15 protein-coding genes and 1 pseudogene are annotated in these 22,518 nt (G+C 63.5%); 10 read left to right on the top strand and 6 right to left on the bottom strand.

Annotated elements, in window-relative coordinates; genetic code table 11:
- Nucleotides 1–29 precede the first annotated feature (29 nt).
- Nucleotides 30–1,403 (top strand): glutamate--tRNA ligase, encoded by a 1,374-nt coding sequence (gene gltX / locus ACFOJ9_RS16805; protein ID WP_378980013.1) that lies wholly within the window; start codon nt 30–32, stop codon nt 1,401–1,403.
- On the opposite strand, the gene ACFOJ9_RS16800 is transcribed toward gltX, so the two are convergent.
- The 3 genes from ACFOJ9_RS16800 to ACFOJ9_RS16790 form a co-directional block, all read right to left on the bottom strand.
- The gene (locus ACFOJ9_RS16800) at nt 1,321–2,535 is read right to left on the bottom strand and encodes a DUF2865 domain-containing protein (RefSeq protein WP_378980011.1); all 1,215 of its coding nucleotides are present in this window, start codon (nt 2,533–2,535) and stop codon (nt 1,321–1,323) included. The genes gltX and ACFOJ9_RS16800 overlap by 83 nt on opposite strands.
- Nucleotides 2,536–2,623: 88 nt before the next feature.
- Nucleotides 2,624–4,948, bottom strand: a complete 2,325-nt coding sequence (locus ACFOJ9_RS16795) for an NADP-dependent malic enzyme (RefSeq protein WP_378980009.1) — start codon at nt 4,946–4,948, stop codon at nt 2,624–2,626.
- A gap of 177 nt (nt 4,949–5,125) precedes the next feature.
- Complete coding sequence (locus ACFOJ9_RS16790) at nt 5,126–5,905, bottom strand: SDR family oxidoreductase (protein WP_378980007.1); 780 nt, start codon at nt 5,903–5,905, stop codon at nt 5,126–5,128.
- Nucleotides 5,906–6,026: 121 nt separating this feature from the next.
- Here ACFOJ9_RS16790 and ACFOJ9_RS16785 point away from each other — a divergent pair, with 121 nt between their 5' ends.
- Together ACFOJ9_RS16785 and ACFOJ9_RS16780 are read left to right on the top strand one after the other, a co-directional pair.
- Nucleotides 6,027–6,842 carry a UDP-2,3-diacylglucosamine diphosphatase gene (locus tag ACFOJ9_RS16785; protein WP_378980005.1) on the top strand — a complete coding sequence of 272 codons (816 nt, stop codon included), beginning with the start codon at nt 6,027–6,029 and terminating at the stop codon, nt 6,840–6,842.
- Between the two features lie 125 nt (nt 6,843–6,967).
- Nucleotides 6,968–8,182, top strand: a complete 1,215-nt coding sequence (locus ACFOJ9_RS16780) for an MFS transporter (RefSeq protein WP_378980003.1) — start codon at nt 6,968–6,970, stop codon at nt 8,180–8,182.
- Here the strand turns inward: ACFOJ9_RS16780 and dgcA are convergent.
- Nucleotides 8,153–9,136, bottom strand: coding sequence for an N-acetyl-D-Glu racemase DgcA (dgcA, locus tag ACFOJ9_RS16775; protein ID WP_378980001.1), 984 nt, complete (start codon nt 9,134–9,136; stop codon nt 8,153–8,155). The two genes, ACFOJ9_RS16780 and dgcA, sit on opposite strands and share 30 nt — an antisense overlap.
- Nucleotides 9,137–9,212: 76 nt before the next feature.
- On the opposite strand from dgcA, the gene ACFOJ9_RS16770 reads away from it, so the two are divergent.
- The 4 genes from ACFOJ9_RS16770 (at nt 9,213) to ACFOJ9_RS16755 (ending at nt 13,299) form a co-directional block, all read left to right on the top strand.
- Nucleotides 9,213–10,400, top strand: coding sequence for an MlaE family ABC transporter permease (locus ACFOJ9_RS16770; RefSeq protein ID WP_378979999.1), 1,188 nt, complete (start codon nt 9,213–9,215; stop codon nt 10,398–10,400).
- A gap of 1 nt (nt 10,401) precedes the next feature.
- Nucleotides 10,402–11,223, top strand: a complete 822-nt coding sequence (locus ACFOJ9_RS16765; protein WP_378979997.1) for an ABC transporter ATP-binding protein — start codon at nt 10,402–10,404, stop codon at nt 11,221–11,223.
- A 14-nt stretch (nt 11,224–11,237) separates the two neighbouring features.
- On the top strand, nt 11,238–12,611 hold the full coding sequence (locus tag ACFOJ9_RS16760) for an MlaD family protein (RefSeq protein ID WP_378979995.1): 1,374 nt from the start codon (nt 11,238–11,240) through the stop codon (nt 12,609–12,611).
- Nucleotides 12,612–12,690: 79 nt separating this feature from the next.
- Nucleotides 12,691–13,299 carry an ABC-type transport auxiliary lipoprotein family protein gene (locus tag ACFOJ9_RS16755; protein ID WP_378979993.1) on the top strand — a complete coding sequence of 203 codons (609 nt, stop codon included), beginning with the start codon at nt 12,691–12,693 and terminating at the stop codon, nt 13,297–13,299.
- A 34-nt stretch (nt 13,300–13,333) separates the two neighbouring features.
- Here ACFOJ9_RS16755 and ACFOJ9_RS16750 read toward each other — a convergent pair.
- Together ACFOJ9_RS16750 and ACFOJ9_RS16745 are read right to left on the bottom strand one after the other, a co-directional pair.
- A pseudogene (locus ACFOJ9_RS16750) lies at nt 13,334–13,949 on the bottom strand (3'-5' exonuclease).
- A 181-nt stretch (nt 13,950–14,130) separates the two neighbouring features.
- Nucleotides 14,131–20,286, bottom strand: a complete 6,156-nt coding sequence (locus ACFOJ9_RS16745; RefSeq protein ID WP_378979991.1) for a kinesin — start codon at nt 20,284–20,286, stop codon at nt 14,131–14,133.
- A 270-nt stretch (nt 20,287–20,556) separates the two neighbouring features.
- On the opposite strand from ACFOJ9_RS16745, the gene ACFOJ9_RS16740 reads away from it, so the two are divergent.
- The 3 genes from ACFOJ9_RS16740 (at nt 20,557) to ACFOJ9_RS16730 (ending at nt 22,476) form a co-directional block, all read left to right on the top strand.
- Nucleotides 20,557–20,925, top strand: coding sequence for an Hpt domain-containing protein (locus ACFOJ9_RS16740; protein WP_136618936.1), 369 nt, complete (start codon nt 20,557–20,559; stop codon nt 20,923–20,925).
- A gap of 111 nt (nt 20,926–21,036) precedes the next feature.
- Nucleotides 21,037–21,357, top strand: coding sequence for a 2Fe-2S iron-sulfur cluster-binding protein (locus ACFOJ9_RS16735; protein ID WP_378979989.1), 321 nt, complete (start codon nt 21,037–21,039; stop codon nt 21,355–21,357).
- Nucleotides 21,358–21,441: 84 nt separating this feature from the next.
- Nucleotides 21,442–22,476, top strand: a complete 1,035-nt coding sequence (locus ACFOJ9_RS16730; RefSeq protein WP_378979987.1) for an NAD(P)/FAD-dependent oxidoreductase — start codon at nt 21,442–21,444, stop codon at nt 22,474–22,476.
- Nucleotides 22,477–22,518: the final 42 nt, after the last annotated feature.

The following is a 22,518-nucleotide window of genomic DNA, read 5'->3' as shown; positions in this document are numbered from 1 at the left end:
ACCACAAAAGCATCCGGTACGCCCCGCTCATGACAGTTACGGTTCGTTTCGCCCCTTCGCCAACCGGCCGCATCCATATCGGAAATGCGCGCACGGCCCTGTTCAACTGGCTGTTTGCCATGAACAACAAGGGCCGCTTCATCCAGCGCTTCGACGACACCGACATTGCGCGCTCGAAGCAGGAGTTTTCCGACGCCATCCTCTACGACCTGCATTGGCTGGGCATTTTCCCCGATGCCACCGAGTACCAGTCGCGGCGCATCGAGATCTATGACGCGGCGGTCGAGAGGCTGAAGGCATCAGGCGTTCTCTACGCCTGCTACGAAACGCCCGAGGAGCTCGATCTGAGGCGCAAGGTGCGCCGCACGCGCGGCCTGCCGCCGGTCTATGGCCGCGAGGCGCTGGCGCTCACGGGGGAGCAAGTCGCCGAATACCAGGCCGATGGCCGCCGGCCACACTGGCGCTTCCTGCTGCCCAATTTCACGGGGGATCCGCTGCAGCCAGAACGCACCGAAATCCACTGGAACGATCTGGTGCGTGGCGAGGAAACCGTTGACCTCGCTTCGCTGTCCGATCCGGTTCTGGTGCGCGAGGACGGCACCTATCTCTATACGCTGCCTTCCGTCGTCGACGACATCGAGATGGGCGTCAGCCATGTCATCCGCGGTGACGACCACGTCACCAACACCGGTGTGCAGATCGCCCTGTTCCAGGCGCTGGCAGCCGAGCCGCCGGTGTTCGGCCACCACAACCTCCTGACCACGGCATCGGGCGAAGGACTTTCGAAGCGCACCGGCGCGCTCTCGATCGAAAGCCTGCGCGAGGACGGCATCGAGCCTATGGCGGTGGCTTCGCTGGCCGTGCTGGTCGGCACCTCGGAGAACGTCGCGGCGGTGCCGACGATGGGTGAACTCGCAGAACGCTTCGATCCGGCGGCGACATCGAAATCCGCGGCCAAGTTCGATCCGGACGGGCTGTTCGTGCTCAACCGGTCGCTGCTGCACCACATGCCATTCGCCGAGGCGCAAGACCGGTTGATCGTGCTCGGCGTCTCGGGCGAGCATGCCGAACCGTTCTGGCTGGCGGTGCGCGGCAATCTCGATCGGCTGGCCGATGCGGTCAACTGGTGGCGTATCCTGCGCGAAGGGCCGCAGGAGAGGTCGGAATTTTCAGATGACGACCGCGATTTTCTTCAACAGGCCTTCGACCTGCTGCCGGAGGAACCCTGGACCGCGACGATCTGGAAGGACTGGACGGGCAAGATCAGGGAAGCAACCGGCCGCAAGGGCAAGGCGTTGTTCATGCCGCTCAGAACAGCCCTTACCGGACTGCCTTCGGGGCCGGAGCTTGCAGATCTATTGCCGCTGATGGGTCGGGAAGGAACGTTGGCCCGACGACCCTGACCTTGCGCTGTTCCGGCGGCAGCGCGGACACCGGCGACGTCACCGGCTTGGCGGAAAGCCGCTTGATCGCCTCGCGATCGAGCCCGCCTTCCAGATTGGCCAGGCTTTCAGGATCGGAGCCCGGATCTGACTTGGAAACCGGGACCGGAATGAACGGTGCCGTATCCGTTTCGGGCTGCGATTGCTCCGGATTTGGCGGATTGCCGGCGATGATCTGGAAGCCCTGCGCGGCGGCGTTACAGCCGCAAGCCGGCGGACGCGACATGTCGGGCTGCTTGTAGAGATAGGCGGTCGGCAATTCGCTGTAGGGCCGGCCGGTTACCGATGACGTCATCGAAGCCGAATCGTCGTCCATGCCGCGCGAGTAGAAAACCTGCATCTCGGTGCCGGGGCAGCTCGATTCGCAATTCTTCTGGTCACGCTCGAAATCGCCTGCCGAGGCCGAGTTCGACATCGGGAAGAAGTAGCCGTCGCAGGTGCGCACACAGGAGGTGTGGAATTCACCGCCGACGCTCGGAGAATCCGGTACGCCGGGCTGGTTGAGCACCCGGCGGACGCTGCGCTCTTCACCGGGATCATCAGGCTGGTCAAGTGCATCCGATGTATCGAGTTGCCGGCTGTTGCCGCCGAAAAGCTGGTCGAACAGGTTTGTGCTGCCGTCTTCGCGGTTCGCTTCCTGCAGGGGCGCGCGCCGTGGCGCAACGGTGTCGTCGCGGCAGCCATTGGCGTCAAGCGCCGCCAGGATGCGTCCGCGGTCACGGCGCGAGCCGCCGCCGGCCAGCCGCTCGCGCTTGTTTTGCAAAGCATCGAGATTGGTATTCATGCGATCGATGGTGGCGTTGAGCCCGGCGCATTCATTGAGGTTGCGGCCAAACAGCGAAAAGCCGCATTCGGCCCGGCCCGCCTGGCTGCGGGCCTTCGAGATCTGCTCATGCTGCCTGGAAATTGCGGAGTCGTATTTCCGGATCAGCGCCTGACCGCCACCACCGCCCCGTGAGGCCGCGGCAAGATCGGCCTCCAACTGACGGCAGACCCGCGAAGCGGCCTGTGGCTCGGCTATCCCCCAGGTTGCGGACAACAGGAGGCCTAGCAGCACGGCAGCATGCGCCTGCTTCCACCCTCCGCTTGCCATACGCCCAAACTCCGCCTGCCCAAATCCCGCCCGTTGGCCGCAAGGCTACAGTGTTCGCGGTTAACTGCAGTTTACCCGAAATCCGTGTTCAGCCCAGATTGACGACCGCCTGCGCCTTGTGGGCGGCTTCGACCACGGCAAGCGCCGTCATATTGACGACGCCGCGCGAGGTGACCGACGGCGTCAATATGTGCGCCGGCATGTCGGTGCCGAGCAGGATCGGCCCGACATGCAGCGCATCCATCATGGTCCTGAGCGCGGTCAGCGTGATGTTGGCCGAATCGAGATTGGGGAACACCAACAGGTTGGCTTCGCCCTTCAGCCTGGAGTGGGGATAGACGCGCTGGCGCAGATGCTCGGACAAAGCACTATCCGCATGCATCTCGCCGTCGCACTCAAGGTCAGGCGCGATGCGCGCCAGGATCGCCGCGGCTTGCCGCATCTTGAGCGCGCTGGGTGAATCGCGCGAGCCGAAATCCGAATGCGAGAGAAGTGCGGCCTTCGGCTCGATGCCGAAGCGCTGAATTTCTTCCGCCGCCAGCACGGTCATCTCGGCGATCTCCTCGGCCGTCGGGTCGACGGAGACGTGCGTGTCGGTCAAGAAGATGATGCCGCGCTGCGAGATCAGCATGGAAAGCGTCGACAGGTCGTGGTCCTTGACGCCGGCGCGAGGGCCGATGATCAGGGTGACGTTGCGCAGATGCCGCTCGAAGCGGCCTTCGAGGCCGCAGACCATGGCATCGGCATCGCCGCGCTTCAGCGCAAGTGCTGCAATCACCGTGTTGTCGGTGCGCACCATGGTGCGCGCGGCCTCCGTCGTCACGCCGCGCCGGCCGGCGAGTTCGATCAGCAGGTCGACATAGTGGCGGTAGCGCGGATCGTCCTCCGGGTTGATCAGGCCGAAATCGACGCCGGGCTTGATGCGCAGCCCATAGCGCTTCAGGCGCACCTCGATGACGTGCGGGCGGCCGATCAGGATCGGTTCGGCAATGCCTTCCTCGAGCACCACCTGGGCGGCGCGCAACACCCGCTCATCCTCGCCGTCGGCATAGATGACTCGCTTGGCCGTTGAGGCCTTGGCGGATGAGAATACCGGCTTCATCACCAAGCCGGAGCGGAAGACGAAGCGGTTCAGCTTGTCGATATAGGCGGCGAAGTCGGTGATCGGCCTTGTCGCGACACCGGTGTCGCAGGCAGCCTTGGCGACCGCCGGGGCGATGCGCAGGATGAGGCGCGGATCGAAGGGCGAGGGGATCAGGAACTCGGGTCCGAAGATCGGCGTCTCGCCGGAATAGGCGCGGGCAGCGACGTCCGAAGGTTCCTCGCGTGCGAGCGCTGCGATTGCCCGCACCGCCGCCATCTTCATCTCCTCGTTGATGGCGCTGGCGCCGCAATCTAGCGCACCGCGAAAAATGTAAGGGAAACACAGTACGTTGTTGACCTGATTGGGAAAATCGGACCGGCCGGTGCAGATCATCGCATCGGGACGCGCCGCACGCGCTATTTCCGGCATGATCTCCGGATTGGGGTTCGCCAGTGCCAGGATCAGCGGCTTCGGCGCCATGTGCTCGAGCAGTTCCGGCTTCAGCACGCCTGCCGCCGACAGGCCGAGGAAGACGTCGGCGCCTGAGATGACGTCGGCCAGCGTACGCGCCTCGGTGTCCTTCACATAAGGATCTTTCCAGCGGTCCATCTCCTCGGTGCGGCCCTTGTAGGCGACGCCGAAACGGTCGGTGACCCAGATGTTTTCGACCCGCGCGCCGAGCGAGACCAGCAGGTTGAGGCAGGCAAGGGCGGCAGCGCCGGCGCCGGAGGTGACGATCTTGATGTCCGATATGGTCTTGCCGGCGAATTCCAGCCCGTTGAGCACGGCGGCGGCGACGATGATGGCGGTGCCGTGCTGGTCGTCGTGGAACACCGGTATGCCCATGCGGGCCTTCAACTGCTCCTCGACCTCGAAGCATTCCGGCGCCTTGATATCCTCGAGGTTGATGCCGCCGAAGGTCGGCTCCAGCGCCGAGATCGTCTCGACCATGCGCTCGATCCCCGGCGCGTCGATCTCGATGTCGAAGACGTCGATGCCGGCGAACTTCTTGAACAGGACCGCCTTGCCTTCCATCACCGGCTTGGAGGCCAGCGGGCCGATATTGCCAAGGCCGAGCACCGCCGATCCATTGGAGACCACACCGACCAGATTGGCGCGCGCGGTGTAGTCGGCGGCGGTCGCCGGATCGTCGCGGATTTCCAGGCAAGGGGCGGCGACGCCAGGCGAATAGGCGAGCGCGAGGTCGCGCTGGTTGCCAAGCGGCTTGGTCGCCTGGATCTCGAGCTTTCCCGGCCTTGGATGCTTGTGGAAGTAGAGGGCGGCTTCGTCGAGGTCCGAACGTGCCGTCTTTTTGCTCTCGCCTTCCATGCGGCCGCTCCCTCGAAATCTGCCTGGAGATTCTCTTTTAGCATGCAGCCGAGGTTTTTCGCGATGCTAATTGACGCGCCGGCAGCTTTACCCGGCGGCGCGTCGAAAGTCATGATCTATCAAATGCTTATGCCGATTTCATAGCAGATGAGTCCTGCTGTTCGGCAGGTGCGTCGATCAAAAGGCGCTGACGTAGAGACCGCCGTCGACCGGTATGTTCTGCCCGGTCAGATAGCCGGCATGGACCGAGCACAGGAAGGCGCAGATCTGGCCGAATTCTTCCGGCGTGCCGAGCCGCTTGGCCGGAACATCGGCGCTGATGCGGGTCTTGCGTGCTGCGGCGGCCGTGGGGTCCTCGACGGTGCCGGCCTCGTGCGGCCCGCGCAGCCGGTCGGTGTCGAGCTTGCCCGGCAAAAGACTGTTGATGGTCACGTTGCGGTCGATGACGGTTCGGGCCACGCCGGCAAGGAACGAGGTCAGGCCGGCGCGCGCGCCGGACGAGAGATCAAGGCCGGGAATGGGCACATAGACCGACAGCGAGGTGATGTTGACGATGCGGCCGAAGCCGCGCGCCGCCATGCCGTCGAGGACAGCCTGGACCAGCTCGATCGGCGTCACCATGTTCTGGGTGACGCCTTCGAGGATCTTTTCGCGATCAAGCGTGCGGAAGTCGCGAAGCGGCGGCCCGCCATTGTTGTTGACGAGGATATCTGGCTCGGGACAGGCCGCGAGCAGCGCCTTCTGCACCTCCGGCTTTGAGACGTCGCCGACCACTTCCGTCACCGTGACGCCATAGCGCTGGCGCAACTCCGCGGCGGTTTTCGCCACCAGCTCGGCATTGCGCCCGTTGACGACGATATCGCAGCCGGCTTCGGCCAGCGCCATGGCACAGCCGCGCCCAAGCCCCTTGCTCGAAGCGCAGACGATGGCCTTCTTCCCGCGAATGCCGAGATCCATGATGATTTTCTCCTTGTAAGCCGGCGGCAGGCTAGTCCTTCGGCTGGACCAATCGCAACCGTCATACGGTTGTTGCATGAATCGGGGCATAGCCTCTCGCGAAAGCAAGGGTGAAATCGCGATGTCCGGCCAAGAGCCCCGCACTTTTCGCAGCATGTTCATCTCCGACGTCCATTTGGGCTCGAAGGCGGCGAAGGCCGAATTCCTGATCGATTTCCTTCGACATCACGACGCCGACATCATCTATCTGGTCGGCGATATCGTCGACGGCTGGCGGTTGCGGCGGAGCTGGCACTGGCCGCAAAGCCACAATGATGTCGTGCAGAAATTGCTGCGCAAGGCGCGCAAGGGCGCCAGCATCACCTACATCGCAGGCAATCATGACGAGTTCGCCCGCCAGTTCCAGGGCGTGCATTTCGGCGGCATTGTTGTCGCCGACCGCGCCATCCACGAGACCGCCGACGGCAAGCGCCTGCTCGTCATCCATGGCGACCAGTTCGACACCGTCGTCCACAATGCGCGCTGGCTCGCCTATCTCGGCGACCATGCCTATGACGCGGCCATGCTGGTCAACCGTGTGGTAACGCGGCTGCGCCAGCTGCTTGGCCTGCCTTACTGGTCGTTTTCCTCCTGGGCCAAGCATAACGTCAAGAAGGCGGTAAATTTCATCGGCTCGTTCCAGACTATGCTTGCGGACGAGGCGCGCCGCTCGCATGTCGACGGCGTCATCTGCGGCCACATCCATCATGCCGTCATCGAGAATTTTGGCGATGTCCAGTACATCAACACCGGCGACTGGGTGGAAAGCTGCACGGCTGTGGTCGAGCATTTTGATGGCCGGATGGAAATCCTGACCTGGGCGCAGGTGCTGCCCGAGGCACCGGACGAACCCTTTATCCCGCTGCTCCTCGAAGACCGGGTAGGGCAGGCGGCATAGCGCCGAAGTTCATCCACGCTCTGGGATCAATCGATTAGTCCAACCGGTTTCGCCCGGTTTTTCCCCATGTTAAGGGATCGATACGCGTTGCCGTCCGGCCGAGTGCAGCGTGATTGGATCGATTCATGTCCCTGCCGCCGCTTTCGCCCGAACAACTCGTCAAGCCGCGCCATTTCGAACTGCGCATGAGCCTGATCTTCGCGACGCTGTTCGTGCCGCTCGGAACGCATCTGCCCTATTTTCCGCTGTGGCTGCAGGCCAAGGGTTTCCATGCCGAGCAGATCGCCGTCATTCTGGCGGCCCCTATGTTCCTGCGCGTGGTGACGACGCCTTTACTGACCGCGCTGGCCGACCGTGCCCGGGACCGCGCCGATGTCTATGTCGCGCTGATGGCTGCGTCGCTGCTTTTGTCGGCAGGTTATTTCCTGACGCCGACCTACGCCATGGTGCTGGCGGTTTCACTGGCGCTGACCATTGTCTGGACGCCGCATTCGCCGATCGCCGATTCGCTGGCACTTTCGGGTGTGCGCCGCTTCGGCTCGAACTATACGAGCATGCGCAAATGGGGCTCGATCTCCTATCTCTGCGCCAATGTCGCCGGTGGCTTCATTCTGTCGGCAACCGGCTCGCGGGCGGTTCCGGTGATCATTCTGGTGGCGTTTGTCGCGGCCCTTGCCGCCGGCCTGCTGGCGCCGCGTCTTGGCCGTCCGCGACGCGCCTCGCCGCTGTCGGCCACCGACATCCAGCACGCCGCGCCGAAGCTTCTCAACCCGTATTTCCTGTATTTTTCCATCGGCGTCGGCGTCATCACCGCCAGCCACGCATTCCTCTACGGCTTCGTGTCCATCTACTGGAAATCGATCGGCATCAGCGATTCGGTTGTCGGCCTTTTGTGGGCGTGGGGCGTGGTGTCGGAAGTCTGCATGTTCATGATGTTCACCCGCTTTTTCGACCGGTTCTCCGTCGTGTCGATCATGGTGATGGCAGGGATCGGCTCGATCGTGCGCTGGATCGCCTTTCCGCTGGTCTGGCCGCTCGGGCTCGGCGTTGCCGGATTTTTCGGTGTCCAGACGCTGCACTCGGTCTCGGTGGCGCTGGTGCTGATCGGCCTGCAAAAGATGATCGGCGAAACGGTGTCAGAGGAGCGAACAGGTGCTGCGCAAGGCATCGCCTATTTCTCCAACGGCTTCTTCATGGCGGTGGTGACGCTGGCGTCCGGCCCGCTTTACGACCGTTTCGGCGTCGACGGCTTTTTTGCCATGATCCCGATCGCCTTGATCGGCCTGTTGCTGATCGGGCTTGCGGCGCGCTCAGCCCCACAGCGCCGTATCAGGCGGTGACACCAGCGATCCCTGGTAGACAAGGCCGGGCACACGGTCGCGGGCAAGCAGCAGGGGACCGTCGAGGTCGACGAAATCGGCATCCTGAGCGAGCAACACCGCCGGCGCCATGGCCAGCGACGTGCCGACCATGCAACCGACCATCACGCCGAAACCGAGTTCACGGGCACGATCGCGCAACACAAGGGCGGCTGTCAGGCCGCCCGACTTGTCGAGCTTGATGTTGACCGCGTCGTAGAGGCCGACAAGCGCTTCGAGATACTCAGCCTCGTGCACGCTTTCATCGGCGCAGATCGGCATGGGATGCGCGATATGGCGCAGGATTTCGTCATGACCGGCCGGCAGCGGCTGTTCGATCAGCGCGATGCCCTGATCGGCGGCAAAGGCAAGGTTCGCAACGATGTTGTCGTCGGTCCAGCCCTCATTGGCGTCGAGGATGATGCGGCTGTCGGGCGCCGCTAGCCTGACCGCGCGGATGCGGGCGATATCGTTGTCGCCGCCGATCTTGACCTTGAGCAGCGGCCGCGCCGCATTGCCGCGGGCCTGCGCCGCCATCGCATCTGGCTCGCCCAGCGACAGCGTGTAGGCGGTTTCGAGCGCCCGCAGTGGAGTGGCACTTATGCTCGATGCCACCGGTCTACCGCTCAGCTTGGCTTCGAGATCCCATAAGGCGCAGTCGATGGCATTGCGGGCGGCGCCGGCCGGCATGGCATCGAGCAAGGCGGTCCGGCTGATGCCGCCGGCGATCCGGTCGCGCATGACCTCGATCGCCTCGCGCACGCCGTCCATGGTCTCGCCATAGCGCTTGTAGGGAACGCATTCGCCGCGGCCGGCATGGCCGCCCTCGCTGATCGTGCAGGAGATCACTTCGGCTTCGGTCTTGGAACCGCGCGAAATGGTGAACGTTCCGGCGATTGGAAAACGCTCGGCCTCAACCGAAATGACACGCGCCATATTTTTCTGCTCCTGCTATGCGACAAGCGTTGTCGGCAAATCGACAGGTCAGACCCGTCAGGCTAAACAGGACGCCATGTTGACCATCGGCAAGCGCGACGCAAGCGGCACGACCGCAGGGGAGGCTGACCACGAACCGCGCGTGGCGATCGGCGAGGAGGACGGCGTTCTCGGCTGCGCCTTCTCCGGAATCTGGACGACACGGACCGTTGCGGTGATCGACGCCGACATGCGCAAGATCGAAAAACGAAGCGGTTTCAAAACTTTGGCGCTCGATGTTTCCAAGATCGAGAAGATGGACACCGCCGGCGCCTGGCTGATCGACCGGCTGGTCAGCGCCTTCGAGAAGAAGGGCGTCGAGATCCAGATGCAAGGCCAGAGCGAGATCGCTTCGATCCTGCTCGACGCTGTGGGCGAGGCCGTGCGGCGCGAACCCGAATCTGGTCCGGCGCGACCGCCCAATATTGTCATTCGCGCGCTGGAGGCGGTCGGGCGCCGCGTCTACGAGATGCGCGACGACTTCCTCGCTTCGATGAACATCCTCGGCGCCACCATCCGCGGCGCGCAGATGAAGCTCGGCCGTGGCCACGCCGTCAACCCGGCGGCGATCTTCAACCAGATCGACCGCATGGGTGTCGGCGCCATTCCGGTGGTGGTGCTGATGTCGGCGATCGTCGGCGCCATCGTTGCCCAGCAAGGCGCCTATCAGCTCAGCTATTTCGGCGCCGATATCTTCGTCGTCGACCTGGTCGGCGTGCTGATCTTGCGCGAGCTTGGCGTGCTGATGACGGCGATCATGATCGCCGGCCGCTCCGGCAGTGCGATCACCGCCGAGATCGGCTCGATGAAGATGCGCGAGGAGGTCGACGCGCTGAAGGTCATCGGGCTCAACCCGATCGGTGTCCTGGTGTTTCCGCGCCTGGTGGCGCTGGTCATCGCCTTGCCGTGCCTGACCATCATCGCCAATTTCGCCGCACTCGGCGGAGGCATATTGGCTGCCTGGCTCTATTCCGACATCCCGCCTGCCGCCTTCATCGACCGGCTGCGTGTCGCCATCGATCTCAGCACCATCTTTGCCGGCCTGATCAAGGCACCTTTCATGGCCATGATCATCGGCACGATTGCCTCGGTCGAAGGCATGAAGGTTGGCGGCAGCGCCGAATCGCTCGGCCAGCATGTTACCGCCTCGGTGGTGAAGTCGATCTTCGTCGTCATCATCCTCGACGGACTTTTCGCCATGTTCTACGCAGCGATCGAGTTCTGAGATGAAGCTGCGAAATCGGAAAAAGGCAGGCGCATTGGCTGATGACGCGGGTGAGGGCGACATCGTGCTATCCGCGCACGACATCAGCGTTTCCTTCGCCGACAAGCTTATCCTCGACAAGCTGTCGCTCGACATAAGGCGCGGCGAAATCCTTGGCTTTGTCGGCGCCTCGGGCGCCGGCAAATCCGTTTTGCTGCGCACCATTCTCGGCCTGACACGCAAGCAATCGGGCACGATCAAGCTGTTCGGCGTCGATGTCGAGAAAGCTGATGATGCCGAGCGTCTGCGCATCGACATGCGGCTTGGCGTGCTGTTCCAGCACGGCGCCCTGTTTTCGGCGCTGACGGTGCTGGAAAACGCCCAGGTGCCGATGCGCGAATATCTCGACCTGCCGCGAAAGCTGATGGACGAACTGGCGATGCTCAAGGTTGAACTGGTCGGACTGCCGCCGGACGCGGCGCAGAAATTCCCGTCCGAACTGTCCGGCGGCATGATCAAGCGGGCGGCGCTGGCCCGGGCGCTCGCGCTCGATCCCGACATCGTCTTCCTCGACGAGCCGACATCGGGCCTCGATCCGATCAGCGCGGCGGAATTCGACGAACTGGTGGTCAAGCTGCGCGATACGATGGACCTGACCGTCTATATGGTGACGCATGATCTCGACACGCTTTTCACCGCTTGCGACCGGGTGGCCGTGCTCGGCAAGAAGAAAGTGCTGGTCGAAGGCACGATCGACGACATGCTGAAGAGCGAGGAACCGTGGGTAAAGTCCTATTTCCGCGGAAAACGCGCCCGGCAACTTGATCTTGCAGCGCGCGCATAGCCATAAGTGGGACAATGGAAACCAGAGCCAACTACGTCATTGTCGGCATTTTCACGCTGGCTGCGATCCTGGCGGCGTTTGCCTTCGTCTACTGGACGGCGGCGATCGGCGACAAGGGCGAGACCACGTTGCTGCGCGTGCGTATTCCAGGCTCGGCGTCCGGGCTTGGCCGCGGCAGTTTCGTGCTGTTCAACGGCGTCAAGGTCGGTGATGTCAGGCGCGTCTATATCGACGTCGACAACCCGACGGTCGCCATCGCCGACACCGAGATCGATCGCCTGACGCCGATCACCAAGTCGACGCAAGCCGATATCGGTCTTGCCGGTCTCACCGGACAGGCCAACATCGAGCTCAAGGGCGCCGACCCCAAGGAGGTAAAACTCCTCGACCAGGCGGAAAAGGAAGGCAAAGTCGCCGAGATTGTCGCCAACCCCTCTGCGGTGACCAACCTCTTGCAGACAGCCCAAAACATCTTCACCCGCGCCGACAAGGTGCTGACGGAACTCGAAGGCTTCACCAGGGACGTTCGCGGGCCGCTGACGCAGACCGTGCAGAATGTGCAGACGTTCTCCGATGCGCTGGCCAAGAATTCGGACGGCATCGACAAGTTCCTGTCCGCCGCCAGCACGCTGGCGGATGAGCTGAAAGGCGTTTCCGGCAAGCTCGATGGCACGCTGAAGGCAGCCGAAGGCCTGCTCAATGCCGTCGACAAGGACAAGATCAAGAGCATCGTCGCCAATGTCGACACGGTGACGGGGAACCTCAAGGAGACTTCGAAGCAGCTCGACGGCGTCATCAAGAACGTCGACACGGCCGTCGGGTCGGTCAACGATTTCGCCAAGCAGACACAAGGCACGCTGGCCAAGGTCGACGGCGTGCTCGACGGCATCGACCCGGCGCAGGTGCGCTCGGCGCTCGCCAACATCCAGAAGGCCAGCGAAAGCGCCGACAAGGCCGCCGCCGACATCGCGGAGGTGACCGACAAGTTCGCCAACCGGGCTGATGATATCGACCAGACGATCAAGGATGCCAAGCAACTGGCGCAGCGCCTCAACGACGCCTCGGTGCGCGTCGATGGCATCCTCGCCCGGGTCGACACCTTGCTCGGGTCCGGGCAGGCCGACGGCGTGATGGCGGATGCCAGGGCGACGCTGAAATCGTTCAAGCAGGTCGCCGACACGCTGAACGCCCGCCTTGGCGTCATCACCGACAATCTGGCGCGCTTCTCGGGTCAGGGGCTTTCGAATGTCGAGGCGCTGGTGCAGGACAGCCGCCGTTCGATCAGCCGCATCGAGGAGGCGGTGACCGATCTCAGCCGCAATCCGCAGCGCATTCTAACGGGCGGCGAAGGAGAGGTCCGTCAGTTTGACGGCAGGGCGCGGCGTTGACTTCGGCGTCGGCGCGCCCCAGAAACATGAGCCGCGAAAGCGGGTTGATCTTACGCTCCGGGGACAACGGGGATCGCGCGTGAAGTCTGTGTGGGTGAAAACGGGCGGGGTGACATCGGCTGCGGCGCTGCTTGCCCTGACGCTGGCCGGCTGCGCGGCGTTGGGCGGCAAGCCGGCGCCGCTCGATACGTTCGAATTGTCGGCGCCGTCGGTCGACGCGCGTGGCCACAGTAGCCGCCAGATCCTGATCGCACAGCCGTCGGCGCTCAAGGCGCTGGACAGCCAGAACATCGTCATCAAGCCATCTGACCGCTCGATCCAGTACCTCAAGGGCGCGCAATGGGCCGACCGGCTGCCACTGATCGTGCAGGCGCGGCTGGCCGAGACCTTCCAGCGTTCGGGCAGCTTCGCCGGCGTCGGCAAGCCGGGCGAGGGCCTGGCGATCGACTATCAGGTGATCGTCGAGATCCGGTCGTTCGAAGTGCGCGTCGACGGCGGCGAGCATGCCGAGGTCGATCTGTTCGTGCGCATTCTCAACGACCGCAACGGCGAGGTGCGTGCCTCCAAGAGCTTCACCGCATCCGCGCCCGTTTCGGGCAGCGGCAATCCCGCCTATGTCAGCGCGCTCGACAACGCGTTTGGCGACGCCGCCAGCCAGATCGTGCGCTGGACGGATTCGGTTATCTGATCGCGAGGCACGCCGGAATCCCACCCAAACTCTTCTACAAGCGGTCGAAGATGTCCGGCCGGAGCTTTCCGGTCTTCATCAGATGCCGCAGGGTGTAGGCCACGGACAGCGCGTCATCGAGCGCGTCGTGCCCCTGCAATGGCGGGTGCTCGACGTCATAGTAATCCGCGAGTTTGTTGCTCGGCGTTCTCGCCAGATCCTCGATCGGCATCCCAGCCGCGATCAGCAGCTTGACGGCATTGTCAAACCGGGTGGCCGGGATCGAAGGTTGAATGCCCGCGACAATAGCAGCTGATGGCGATCATGTTCAATTCGTCCTTGCCCCAGGACCAGAACCGCGCTCCTCCGGAAAAGCGATCCATATCCGCGAGGGCTTCTCCCAGCGCGACCCCTTTGGTCTCCAAGTCTTCCTCGGTGACGCCGGTCAGAGTGGTGAAGAACGGGTCGAGGGCGTATCTCTGACCAAACCGGTCGACCGGTCTGATATAGGCCTTGTGCATGCCCAACAGGGGATAGTCGTCCTCAAGTCCAAGCCTGACCGCGCCGATCTGTGCGATCACCGGGTCGGGATCGTGGGCCGCGCACCAGAACCTGCGTTGCGAACCCTCGAGGCAAAGAAACTCGCAGTCGAATATGATTGCCGTCTTCACGATCACACCCTCTGAGCATCAGGGTAGCGGTTCTGTCGGTGGATTTCAGTGCCGCTGGGAAGCGGACTTTGGGCGATCCCCGAACGCATCCATCGGCCCGCAAAACTTATTGAGGCCAGCGCGTGCCGGAGGTTTAGGCAGTCACAGGCGGGACCATCGCCCCGCCTGTTCCATTCCTGTGTTAGTGCAGGCGGCTGCTGGCGTGGGCCAGCATGGTGTAGACCTTGCCGGTGTCCGACGTCAGGTAAGTCTGCGCCATGATGTTGTCGCGGTCGTTGCGCGAAACGTCCTTGAGCAGCTTCTCGAAATCGTCGCAGTAACGGTCGACGGCGGCGCGGAACTCGGCCTCCGCCTGATATTTGCGACGGATCTCGTCGAACGTCTGCTGGCCCTTCAGCGTGTAGAGCCGCCGCGTGAACACGTCACGCTCGCCGCGCCGGTAGCGGTTCCACAACTCGATCGAAGCATCGTGGTCGATGGCCCGCGCGATATCGACGGAGAGCGAGTTCAGCGATTCCACGACATGCAGTGGCGAGCGCTGGGCAGGGGTCGCGCGCGGTGCTTCCGCGGGCGCCGAGGGTGCTACGGACCTCAGGTCCTCATCGTTCGACGCCGCGGTCAAGAGATCACGCACCCAGCCGCCCTGAGGCGTGCGGGCGCTGGCGTCTGAACGCTGGCGCGGTGCCGCCTCGGCCGGACGCTCAAGGTCGAGCGTGCCACGCAGCGCAGGGCCGCCCAACGGCGCCTGAGGCGTGCGCAGGTCCGGCTGCGGTGCCGGCGACGCACGCCGCGCCGGCTCGGCGGCGCGTGCGGCCGGCGCTTGCGGCGCCGGGCGCAGATTGCCATCCCCGTTGCGACCGGACTTCGCAACGATGTCGGAAAGCTCTTTCAGGGCGTTGATCTGCTCGGAAACGGCGCGGCGGATGGCCGAGGTCGATTCCTTTGCCTCTTCCGGCATCTCGATGACACCCTTCTTGAGCTCGGCGCGGGTGAGGTCGAGTTCGCTCTTGATCGAGCCCGCGGTGCGCCGCATCTCCTCGGTCGCATCGGCGAAGCGCTTGGTTGCCGAATCGACGACGTCGGTGATGGCGATGCGGATCTTGTCGGCCGACTCCATCGTCTTGCCTTCGGCGTTCTGCAGCGTCTGGCCAACGAGATTTTCGAACGAGCGCATGACCCTTTCGAGATCTTCCGACTTCTTGACCAGGCCAACGGCGAGATCCTCGAGCGACGACTGCCGTTCGAGCGTGTGCTCGAGGTTGCTCTGGGCCGAGCTCAACAAATCCGAAGCGCTGGACAGCAGGCGGCTGTGCTCGTCGAACTTGGTGGCGATCGACGCGACCTCGCGCAAGGTCGACGACGACAGTTCCGTCAGCCTTGTCGTGTTCGAATCGACCAGTCGCGCCGAGCTGGCGAATGTCTGCGCGGCTTTCTCGGTGGTGGCGGCGAAGCTTTGCGTGCTGCCGCTGAGGCGTTCATCGACCTGGCCGAGATTGACCGCGGCCTGCTCGATCAGCTGACCGAGCTGCGAGCTGGACTTGGTCATGCGGCCGATGAGGTCGGCAACGCTGTCGGACAGCGACGAGCGCGCGCCCTCGACCGCCGACAAGGTCTCGGCGGTGCGGCTGGCGAGCGCGTCGACAAGTGCGGCATTCTCGCTGCGCAGCTTCTCGGTGGCGCGTTCGGTGACCTCTTCCATGCTCTTTTGCAGTTCCGAGCCGCCCTGGGCGAAGCGCTCGACCAAAGGCCGTGCGGTTTCGTCGAGGATCTTCGACATCTCGGCCGAACGTGCCGCGAGCATGGTGTTGAGTTCGCGGGTGTTGGCGCCGATCGTCTTGGCGGCATCGTTGGTGCTCTGGCCGATATGCTGGCCAACCGCGGTGAAGGTCTCCGCGATCACATTGGCGCGCGAGACGAGTTGCGCCTCGGCATTCGACACCTGCTCGTTGAGCTTCTGGCCCATCGTCTCGGCCGTGAAGGCGAGGCGGTTCTCGACGCCTGAGACCTGCTCTTCGACACGGGCGGCCGCGGCTGCGGCGCTCGATGCGAGCCGCTCGTCGGCGCTGGCAAGCGCCTGCTCGATTTCGCGGGCATGCACGGCCATTTCCTGGCCGGTCCGCCTTGCGCGTTCGGCGACCCGTTGCTCGGTATCGGCAAAGGCGCCGACGATGGTCTCGGCATGCTCGCCGATCGTGGTGGTGCTGTTGGCGATGCGCGACACCAGACGCTGATCGGCATCATCGAAGATGCGGCCGATTTCCGAGGCGCGGCTCGACAGGGCTTCCGAACCTTCGGCGATGCGCGAGACCAGTTGCTTGTCGGCGGCATCGAAGATGTGGCCGAGGTCCGATGCACGTGCGGCAAGCGCTTCGGCCGATTCGCCGATGCGTATGCCGAGCCGCTGGTCGGCGCCTTCGAAGTTGCGCAGGATGTCGCCGGCGCGAGCGGCCAGCGACTGGGCCGTTTCGATGGCGCGGGCGACCAGTTTCTGGTCGGCGGCATCGAACGTACCGGCGATCTCGCTTGCACGGGCGGTCAGCTGATCGGCCGTTTCCTGGGCGCGGGCGGCGAGCTTCTGGTCGGCCACGTCGAAAGTGCCGGCGATCTGGCTTGCACGAGCGGTGAGCTGATCGGCGGTTTCATGGGCGCGGGCCAACAGCGAGCTGGACGTATCGTCCGCGCGGGCAAGCAAGGCGTTCGACGTATCTTCCGCACGGGCATGCAGGCGACGATCGGCCTCCTCGAAAGTACGGGCGATGTCTTCGGCCCGCGTCAGCAGGGCGGCAGAGGTCCGCTCGGCACGCTCGGCGATCTTGCGGTCGGCGTCACTGAACGCGGCACCCGCCTGCTCATGCAGCGTGCTGGTGACTTCCAGCACCTTTTCGCGCAGGGCGCCGGCGACAAACACAGCGCTCTTCTCGAGCACGCTGCGGACATTGTCGACGCCTGTCGAGAGCGCACGCTCCATGGTGCCGGCGCGCTCCTCGATGATGCCGGTCTGACGACTGAACGCCTGCTCGATCTTCTCGACATCGGCAGCGATCGCGTCGGAAATGCCGGTGCTCCTGGCGGCGATCTGATCGATATGGCCCGACAGCGAGCGGTCGACGTCCTTGCGGGTCTCGGCGAGCTTGCCGAGATCGTCTTCCAGCGCGCGGGTCAGCATATTGCGACCTTCGGACAGCTTGCCGACATGTCCGGCAATGACGTCGTCGATACCGCTACGGCTTTCGGTCAGCTTCTGCAGGTCAGCTTCCAGGGCGCGTTTGAGAATGTCGCGGCCCTCGGCCAGTTTCTCCACCTGACCAGCGACCAAACCGTCGATGCTGGAGCGGCTTTCGGCCAGCTTGGCGAGGTCGTCCTCAAGCGCCTTCGACAGGGTCGAGCGTTCCTGGACAAGCCTTTCCGCGTGGCTGTTGACGAGGCCGCCGACGTTTTCGAGGTCGGCCTCAAGTGACCTCGACAGCGTCGAACGATCCTGGGCGAGCCGTTCGGAATGGCTGTTGACGAGGCCGTTGACGCTTTCGAGATCAGCCTCGAGCGCCCGGGCGAACTGTGCCCGGTCATCGACCAGTTTCTGCGACTGATCGGCGATGGTCCCCTTGATCGCATTGAGATCGGATTCCAGAGCGCGCCGCAGGATATCTCGGCCCTCAGACAGCTTCTCGACCTGACCCGCAACCAGCCCGTCGATGCTGGAGCGGCTGTCGGCAAGCTTGGCGAGGTCATCCTCAAGTGCTTTGGACAGAGCCGAGCGATCCTGAACCAGCTTGTTCATGTGGTCGGCGATGACGCTGTTCACATTCTCCAGGTCGGTTTCCAGCAACCGCGAAAGCTGCCCACGATCCTCGGCCAGCTTTTCCGACTGGCTTGAGATAACGCCCTTGATCGTGTTCAGGTCGGATTCCAGCGCGCGCTTGAGAATGTCGCGGCCCTCGGCCAGCTTCTCGACCTGGCCGGCGACCAGCCCGTCGATGCTTGAGCGGCTATCGGCCAGCTTGGCAAGGTCGGCCTCAAGGGTCTGCGACAGCAGGCTGCGGTCCTCGGCCAGCCGTCCCGAATGGCTTTCGATCAGGCCGCGTATGCCGGACAGATCGTTGTCGAGCGAATGGGAAAGCTGCGTGCGGTCCTCCGCCAGTTTGGCGGAATGGGTTTCGATGAGGCTCTTGATGCCGATGATGTCGTTTTCCAACGCCTTGGCGAGCACGGCGCGGCCTTCGGCGATCTTCTCGACCTGACCGGCGACCAGACCGTCAATGCCGGCGCGGCTGTCGGACAGTTTGCCGAGATCGGCTTCCAAAGCGCGCGACAGAATGTTGCGACCCTCGGCGAGCTTACCGACATGCCCGGCGACCATTTCATCAATGATCGTACGAGCTTGCACCAGTTTCCCCGAGTCTTCATTCAAGGCGGTGGAGAGCCTGTTGCGGCCTTCTTCCAGCCTTTCGAGATGGCTGCCGAGCGATGCATCGATGGCAGCCCGCGATTCATTGACCTTGCGCAGATCCTCTTCGAGAGCGCGCGAGATCAGGCTGCGGCCTTCGGCCAGCTTCTGCACCTGGTTGGTCACCGCCGCATCGATGCCGGCGCGGCCCTCGGCGAACTTTGCCAGGTCGACCTGCATCGCCTCGGCCATGCGCTCGCGGCTTTCGGACAGTTTTCTGCTGTGGTTCTCGACGGCTTCCTCGATGCCGACGCGGGCGTCGGCGAGCCGCTGGATGTCGCTGTCGAACGAACGCGACACGACGTGACGGGCGGCTTCCATGCGCCCGGCGAAGTCGCTGGCGCGGGCTTCGAGCATCGAGGAGGTCGAGGTGACGATGTCGGCCATGTCGGCGCCGATCTGGGTCTTGCCCTGATCGATCATCGCCGACAGCGTATCCTTGCTCTCGGCAAAGGTATGGGCGATTTCGCGAGCGCGCTCGACCAACGTTTCGTTGATTTGGCGGGCGCGGGCCTCGAGTGCCGCATTGAGCTTCTGCGTTCCGGTGTCCAGCGCTTCGGCGCGAGTCTGGAATTCGCTAATAAGCGCCTGGCCGCGTTCGGCGAGCGTCCGCTCGATGCCGTTGAGGCTGGCCTCGAATTCGGAATTGAGGGTGCGCGCGGCGCCGCCAAGCAGGGACACCATGCCGGTGGTGCGATCGTCGAGCAGATCGGTCAACGACCGTGTCAGGCCGTCCGTGGTGTCCGTCAGCTTGGCAATGCGGGTGTCGAGAAGGCTGGCGAAGGCCTCGCCCGAGGTCGACAGACGGTCGGTGATCGAATCGAGCCGGCCTTCCACCGAATCGAAGATCGACATCGAACTTTCGTTGATGCGGTCGATCAGCGTGTCGCCGGAATTGGTGATGGTCATCGACAGTTTGGTCGACGCATTGAGGATCGAGTCGCGGATGATGTCGGAGGCGGCGCCGATCTCGTCCTTCAGCGTCTCGTGCGCGCCGGTGATCGAGGCGCGGACGCGCTCGGCATGGGTGACGACGGCTTCGCGCTCGCTGCCGAGCCCGTCGACCAGCGAACGGATGCGGGATTCATTCTCGGAATAGGAGCGTTCGATCTGGTTGACTTCGCTGTGGACCAGCGTTTCCAGTTCGACGGCGCGGGCAAGCGTGCGTTCGATGCCTTCGCCCATGGCCGCAACCTCGCGACGAACGGCCTGGCCGATCATCATGACGCGATCCTGGGCAAGGTTTTCCGGCTCGGTCAGGCGGAAGGCCACTTCGGTCATGGACTGGGCGGCAATGCGCATTTCCTGCGCGCGGCGAATCATTGCCGCGAAGGCCCAGAACAGGATGACGGGCACGATCGCCGCGACCGCCAGGCCGATCAGCTCTGGACGGGCAAGGAACTGGTCGAGCGTGCGGATCCTCCAGATGCTCGGTCCGAAAAGGAGGTTGGCCAAGCCGCCGGCACCGGCGAACCAGGCGAGCGAAACGAAGGCAACGACCCAGTAAATGGTGTTCGAAGCACGCCTGTTGAGGCTGTGCAGAAGCGTCTTGTAGTCTTTCTGGCGATCGTCATTGGCCGGCGCGAAACCCGCGGGCTGGGCACCATTGCGTGTCTCCACGGGGCGCAACTCGGCAGGCTTGGCCTTTGGCGCGGGTTTTGCGGCCTGGCCCTGGGCCTGGCTCTGATTGACCACGGACTCTGGTTTCTGATTGCGTCCCTCGCGTGCCAGCTCGTCGGCGGCCTGGGATATCTGCGCTTCCAGATCCTCCATCGAAGCCGCGATGTCGAGGTCGCCGCTGCCGATCTCATTGCTGAGGTCGATATCAAGCGCCTTTTCCAGTTCCCTGGCCACGTCGCTGTCGAGAGTTCTCGTCGTTGGTTTCTTTGCCATGCCTTCGCTACCCTGTACTGCTGCCGCGGGCTTATAATTCTGTTTGTCGTACCACGCGCAGGAGGCTGAAAATGGACCCCTCGTATCGTAATGACACAGGGGGGTAAAGAAAACATGCATTCCGCGGGATACGTAAAACTTTAAATATAAGGTTAACGCAACCGTGATTTGGGCGCCGTTTTGGCAACATTTTTCCCGGCCATTCATTAACCCGTTGTCCATTGGATTCGCCTAGGTTTTTGGGCGATCGAAGAAACGGAGTTCGAGTTCATGCGTGGCGAAAGCGGCATTGCCTTCTCAATGCCCGGGGGCGACGTATCCGGACCAAGGCGGTCACGGCCGGTCGATTTGGCACACCTTGCCCGCCAGACGATGGGCGACCGCAGCCTCGAGCAGGAGGTGCTGGCGCTGTTTGTACAACAGGCGCTGTCGGTGCGCGATAGAATAGTCGACGCCGACATCAAGGACCGGCTTCTGCTCGCCCATGGGCTCAAGGGTTCGGCACGGGGCGTGGGTGCCTTTGCCATTGCCGATTGCGTCACCGAGATAGAGCGCCAGCCGGAAGACAACCAGACGCTCAAGCGGCTCGGCACGCTGATCGACGAAGTGCGCGATTTCATCGCCGCCATCAATCGCTGAATCCGGCGCTGAACCCGGTTTGCGGAAAAACGTCACGGAGCGACGCTTTCGCGCGGCAGTTGACTTGCTCGCCGGAGTGATTATCTCGGCTGAGACTCCCTCAGGTGACAAATGACCAAGCTGACTTTCATCGCCCATGACGGCACACATTTCGACATGGACGCCGAGAACGGCTCGACGGTCATGGAGAACGCGATCCGCAACGCTGTGCCCGGGATCGAGGCGGAGTGCGGCGGCGCCTGCGCCTGTGCTACCTGTCACGTCTATGTCGACGAAGCATGGACGGCTGAAGTCGGCGAACCGGAAGCGATGGAAGAGGACATGCTGGACTTCGCCTACGAGGTCCAGCCGAACTCGCGGCTGTCGTGCCAGATCAAGGTGCACGACGCGCTTGACGGTCTGGTCGTGCGGGTGCCCGCCCGCCAGGGCTGAGACACCGGTTTTTTGCCGGCTGCTGCTTGGCAGCAGCGGCTTGCTCATGCAGTGTCCTCGGCAACAAACAGCGAGGCGCATCGCATGACCAACATCACCAAGACAGACGCGCTTATTGTCGGGGCAGGGCCGGTCGGCCTGTTTGCCGTGTTCGAACTCGGTCTGTTCGACATGAAGTGCCATCTGATCGACATCCTCGACCGGCCGGGCGGCCAATGCGCGGAACTCTATCCGGAAAAGCCGATCTACGACATTCCCGGCTGGCCTTCGATCTCGGCGCAGGGGCTGGTCGACAAATTGCTCGAGCAGATCGCGCCGTTCAAGCCTGATTTCACCTACAACCGAATGGTCTCCAGCCTGGAAAAGCTGGAGGATGGCAGTTTTCGCGTCACCACCGACGAGAATGAGGTGTTCGAGGCCAAGGTGGTGGTGATTGCCGCCGGTGGCGGCTCCTTCCAGCCCAAGCGTCCGCCGATCCCGGGTATCGAGCCCTATGAAGGCAAGAGTGTCTTCTATTCGGTGCGGCGGATGGAGGATTTTCGCGGCCACGACCTCGTCATCGTTGGCGGTGGCGACTCGGCGCTCGACTGGACGCTCAACCTGCAGCCGGTGGCAAAGAGCGTGACGCTGGTGCACCGGCGGCCCGAATTCCGCGCCGCGCCCGACAGCGTCAACAAGATGTATGCCATGCAGGAGATGAAGCAGCTCGAATTCCAGGTCGGGCAGGTGACCGGACTGACAGGCGCTAACGGCCAGCTGTCATCGGCCATCATCAAGGGACCGGATGGCGACGTCGAGGTGCCTTGCACGCGCATGCTGCCGTTCTTCGGCCTGACCATGAAGCTCGGACCGATCGCGGAATGGGGCCTCAACCTTCACGAGAACCTCATTCCGGTCGATACCGAAAAATTCCAGACATCGGTGCCGGGCATCTTCGCGGTCGGCGACATCAACTGGTATCCGGGCAAGCTGAAGCTGATCCTGTCGGGATTCCACGAGGTGGCGCTGATGGCGCAGGCCGCCAAGCGCATCATCAGCCCCGGCGAGCGCATCGTGTTCCAGTACACGACCTCGTCGACCAGCCTGCAGAAGAAGCTCGGCGTGGTGGAAACCACCTGAAGCGCGCCGCGTTGAAACGGATTCAGTCGACGCGCTTCAAGT

Source organism: Mesorhizobium cantuariense (assembly GCF_042647205.1).
GTDB lineage: Bacteria > Pseudomonadota > Alphaproteobacteria > Rhizobiales > Rhizobiaceae > Mesorhizobium > Mesorhizobium cantuariense.
Note: the sequence above shows the minus strand (reverse complement) of the source record. Positions and strands in the feature narration are given on the sequence as shown.

What these genes read in the sequence shown, in the direction of transcription:
- ACFOJ9_RS16785 (WP_378980005.1), top strand. Translation starts at nt 6,027, where the DNA reads ATGTCCGGCCAAGAGCCCCGCACTTTTCGCAGCATGTTCATCTCCGAC.
- ACFOJ9_RS16740 (WP_136618936.1), top strand. Translation starts at nt 20,557, where the DNA reads ATGCGTGGCGAAAGCGGCATTGCCTTCTCAATGCCCGGGGGCGACGTA.
- ACFOJ9_RS16790 (WP_378980007.1), bottom strand. Translation starts at nt 5,905, where the DNA reads ATGGATCTCGGCATTCGCGGGAAGAAGGCCATCGTCTGCGCTTCGAGC.
- ACFOJ9_RS16760 (WP_378979995.1), top strand. Translation starts at nt 11,238, where the DNA reads ATGGAAACCAGAGCCAACTACGTCATTGTCGGCATTTTCACGCTGGCT.
- ACFOJ9_RS16770 (WP_378979999.1), top strand. Translation starts at nt 9,213, where the DNA reads ATGTTGACCATCGGCAAGCGCGACGCAAGCGGCACGACCGCAGGGGAG.
- ACFOJ9_RS16745 (WP_378979991.1), bottom strand. Translation starts at nt 20,286, where the DNA reads ATGGCAAAGAAACCAACGACGAGAACTCTCGACAGCGACGTGGCCAGG.
- ACFOJ9_RS16795 (WP_378980009.1), bottom strand. Translation starts at nt 4,948, where the DNA reads ATGGAAGGCGAGAGCAAAAAGACGGCACGTTCGGACCTCGACGAAGCC.
- ACFOJ9_RS16765 (WP_378979997.1), top strand. Translation starts at nt 10,402, where the DNA reads ATGAAGCTGCGAAATCGGAAAAAGGCAGGCGCATTGGCTGATGACGCG.
- ACFOJ9_RS16780 (WP_378980003.1), top strand. Translation starts at nt 6,968, where the DNA reads ATGTCCCTGCCGCCGCTTTCGCCCGAACAACTCGTCAAGCCGCGCCAT.
- gltX (WP_378980013.1), top strand. Translation starts at nt 30, where the DNA reads ATGACAGTTACGGTTCGTTTCGCCCCTTCGCCAACCGGCCGCATCCAT.
- dgcA (WP_378980001.1), bottom strand. Translation starts at nt 9,136, where the DNA reads ATGGCGCGTGTCATTTCGGTTGAGGCCGAGCGTTTTCCAATCGCCGGA.
- ACFOJ9_RS16730 (WP_378979987.1), top strand. Translation starts at nt 21,442, where the DNA reads ATGACCAACATCACCAAGACAGACGCGCTTATTGTCGGGGCAGGGCCG.
- ACFOJ9_RS16735 (WP_378979989.1), top strand. Translation starts at nt 21,037, where the DNA reads ATGACCAAGCTGACTTTCATCGCCCATGACGGCACACATTTCGACATG.
- ACFOJ9_RS16800 (WP_378980011.1), bottom strand. Translation starts at nt 2,535, where the DNA reads ATGGCAAGCGGAGGGTGGAAGCAGGCGCATGCTGCCGTGCTGCTAGGC.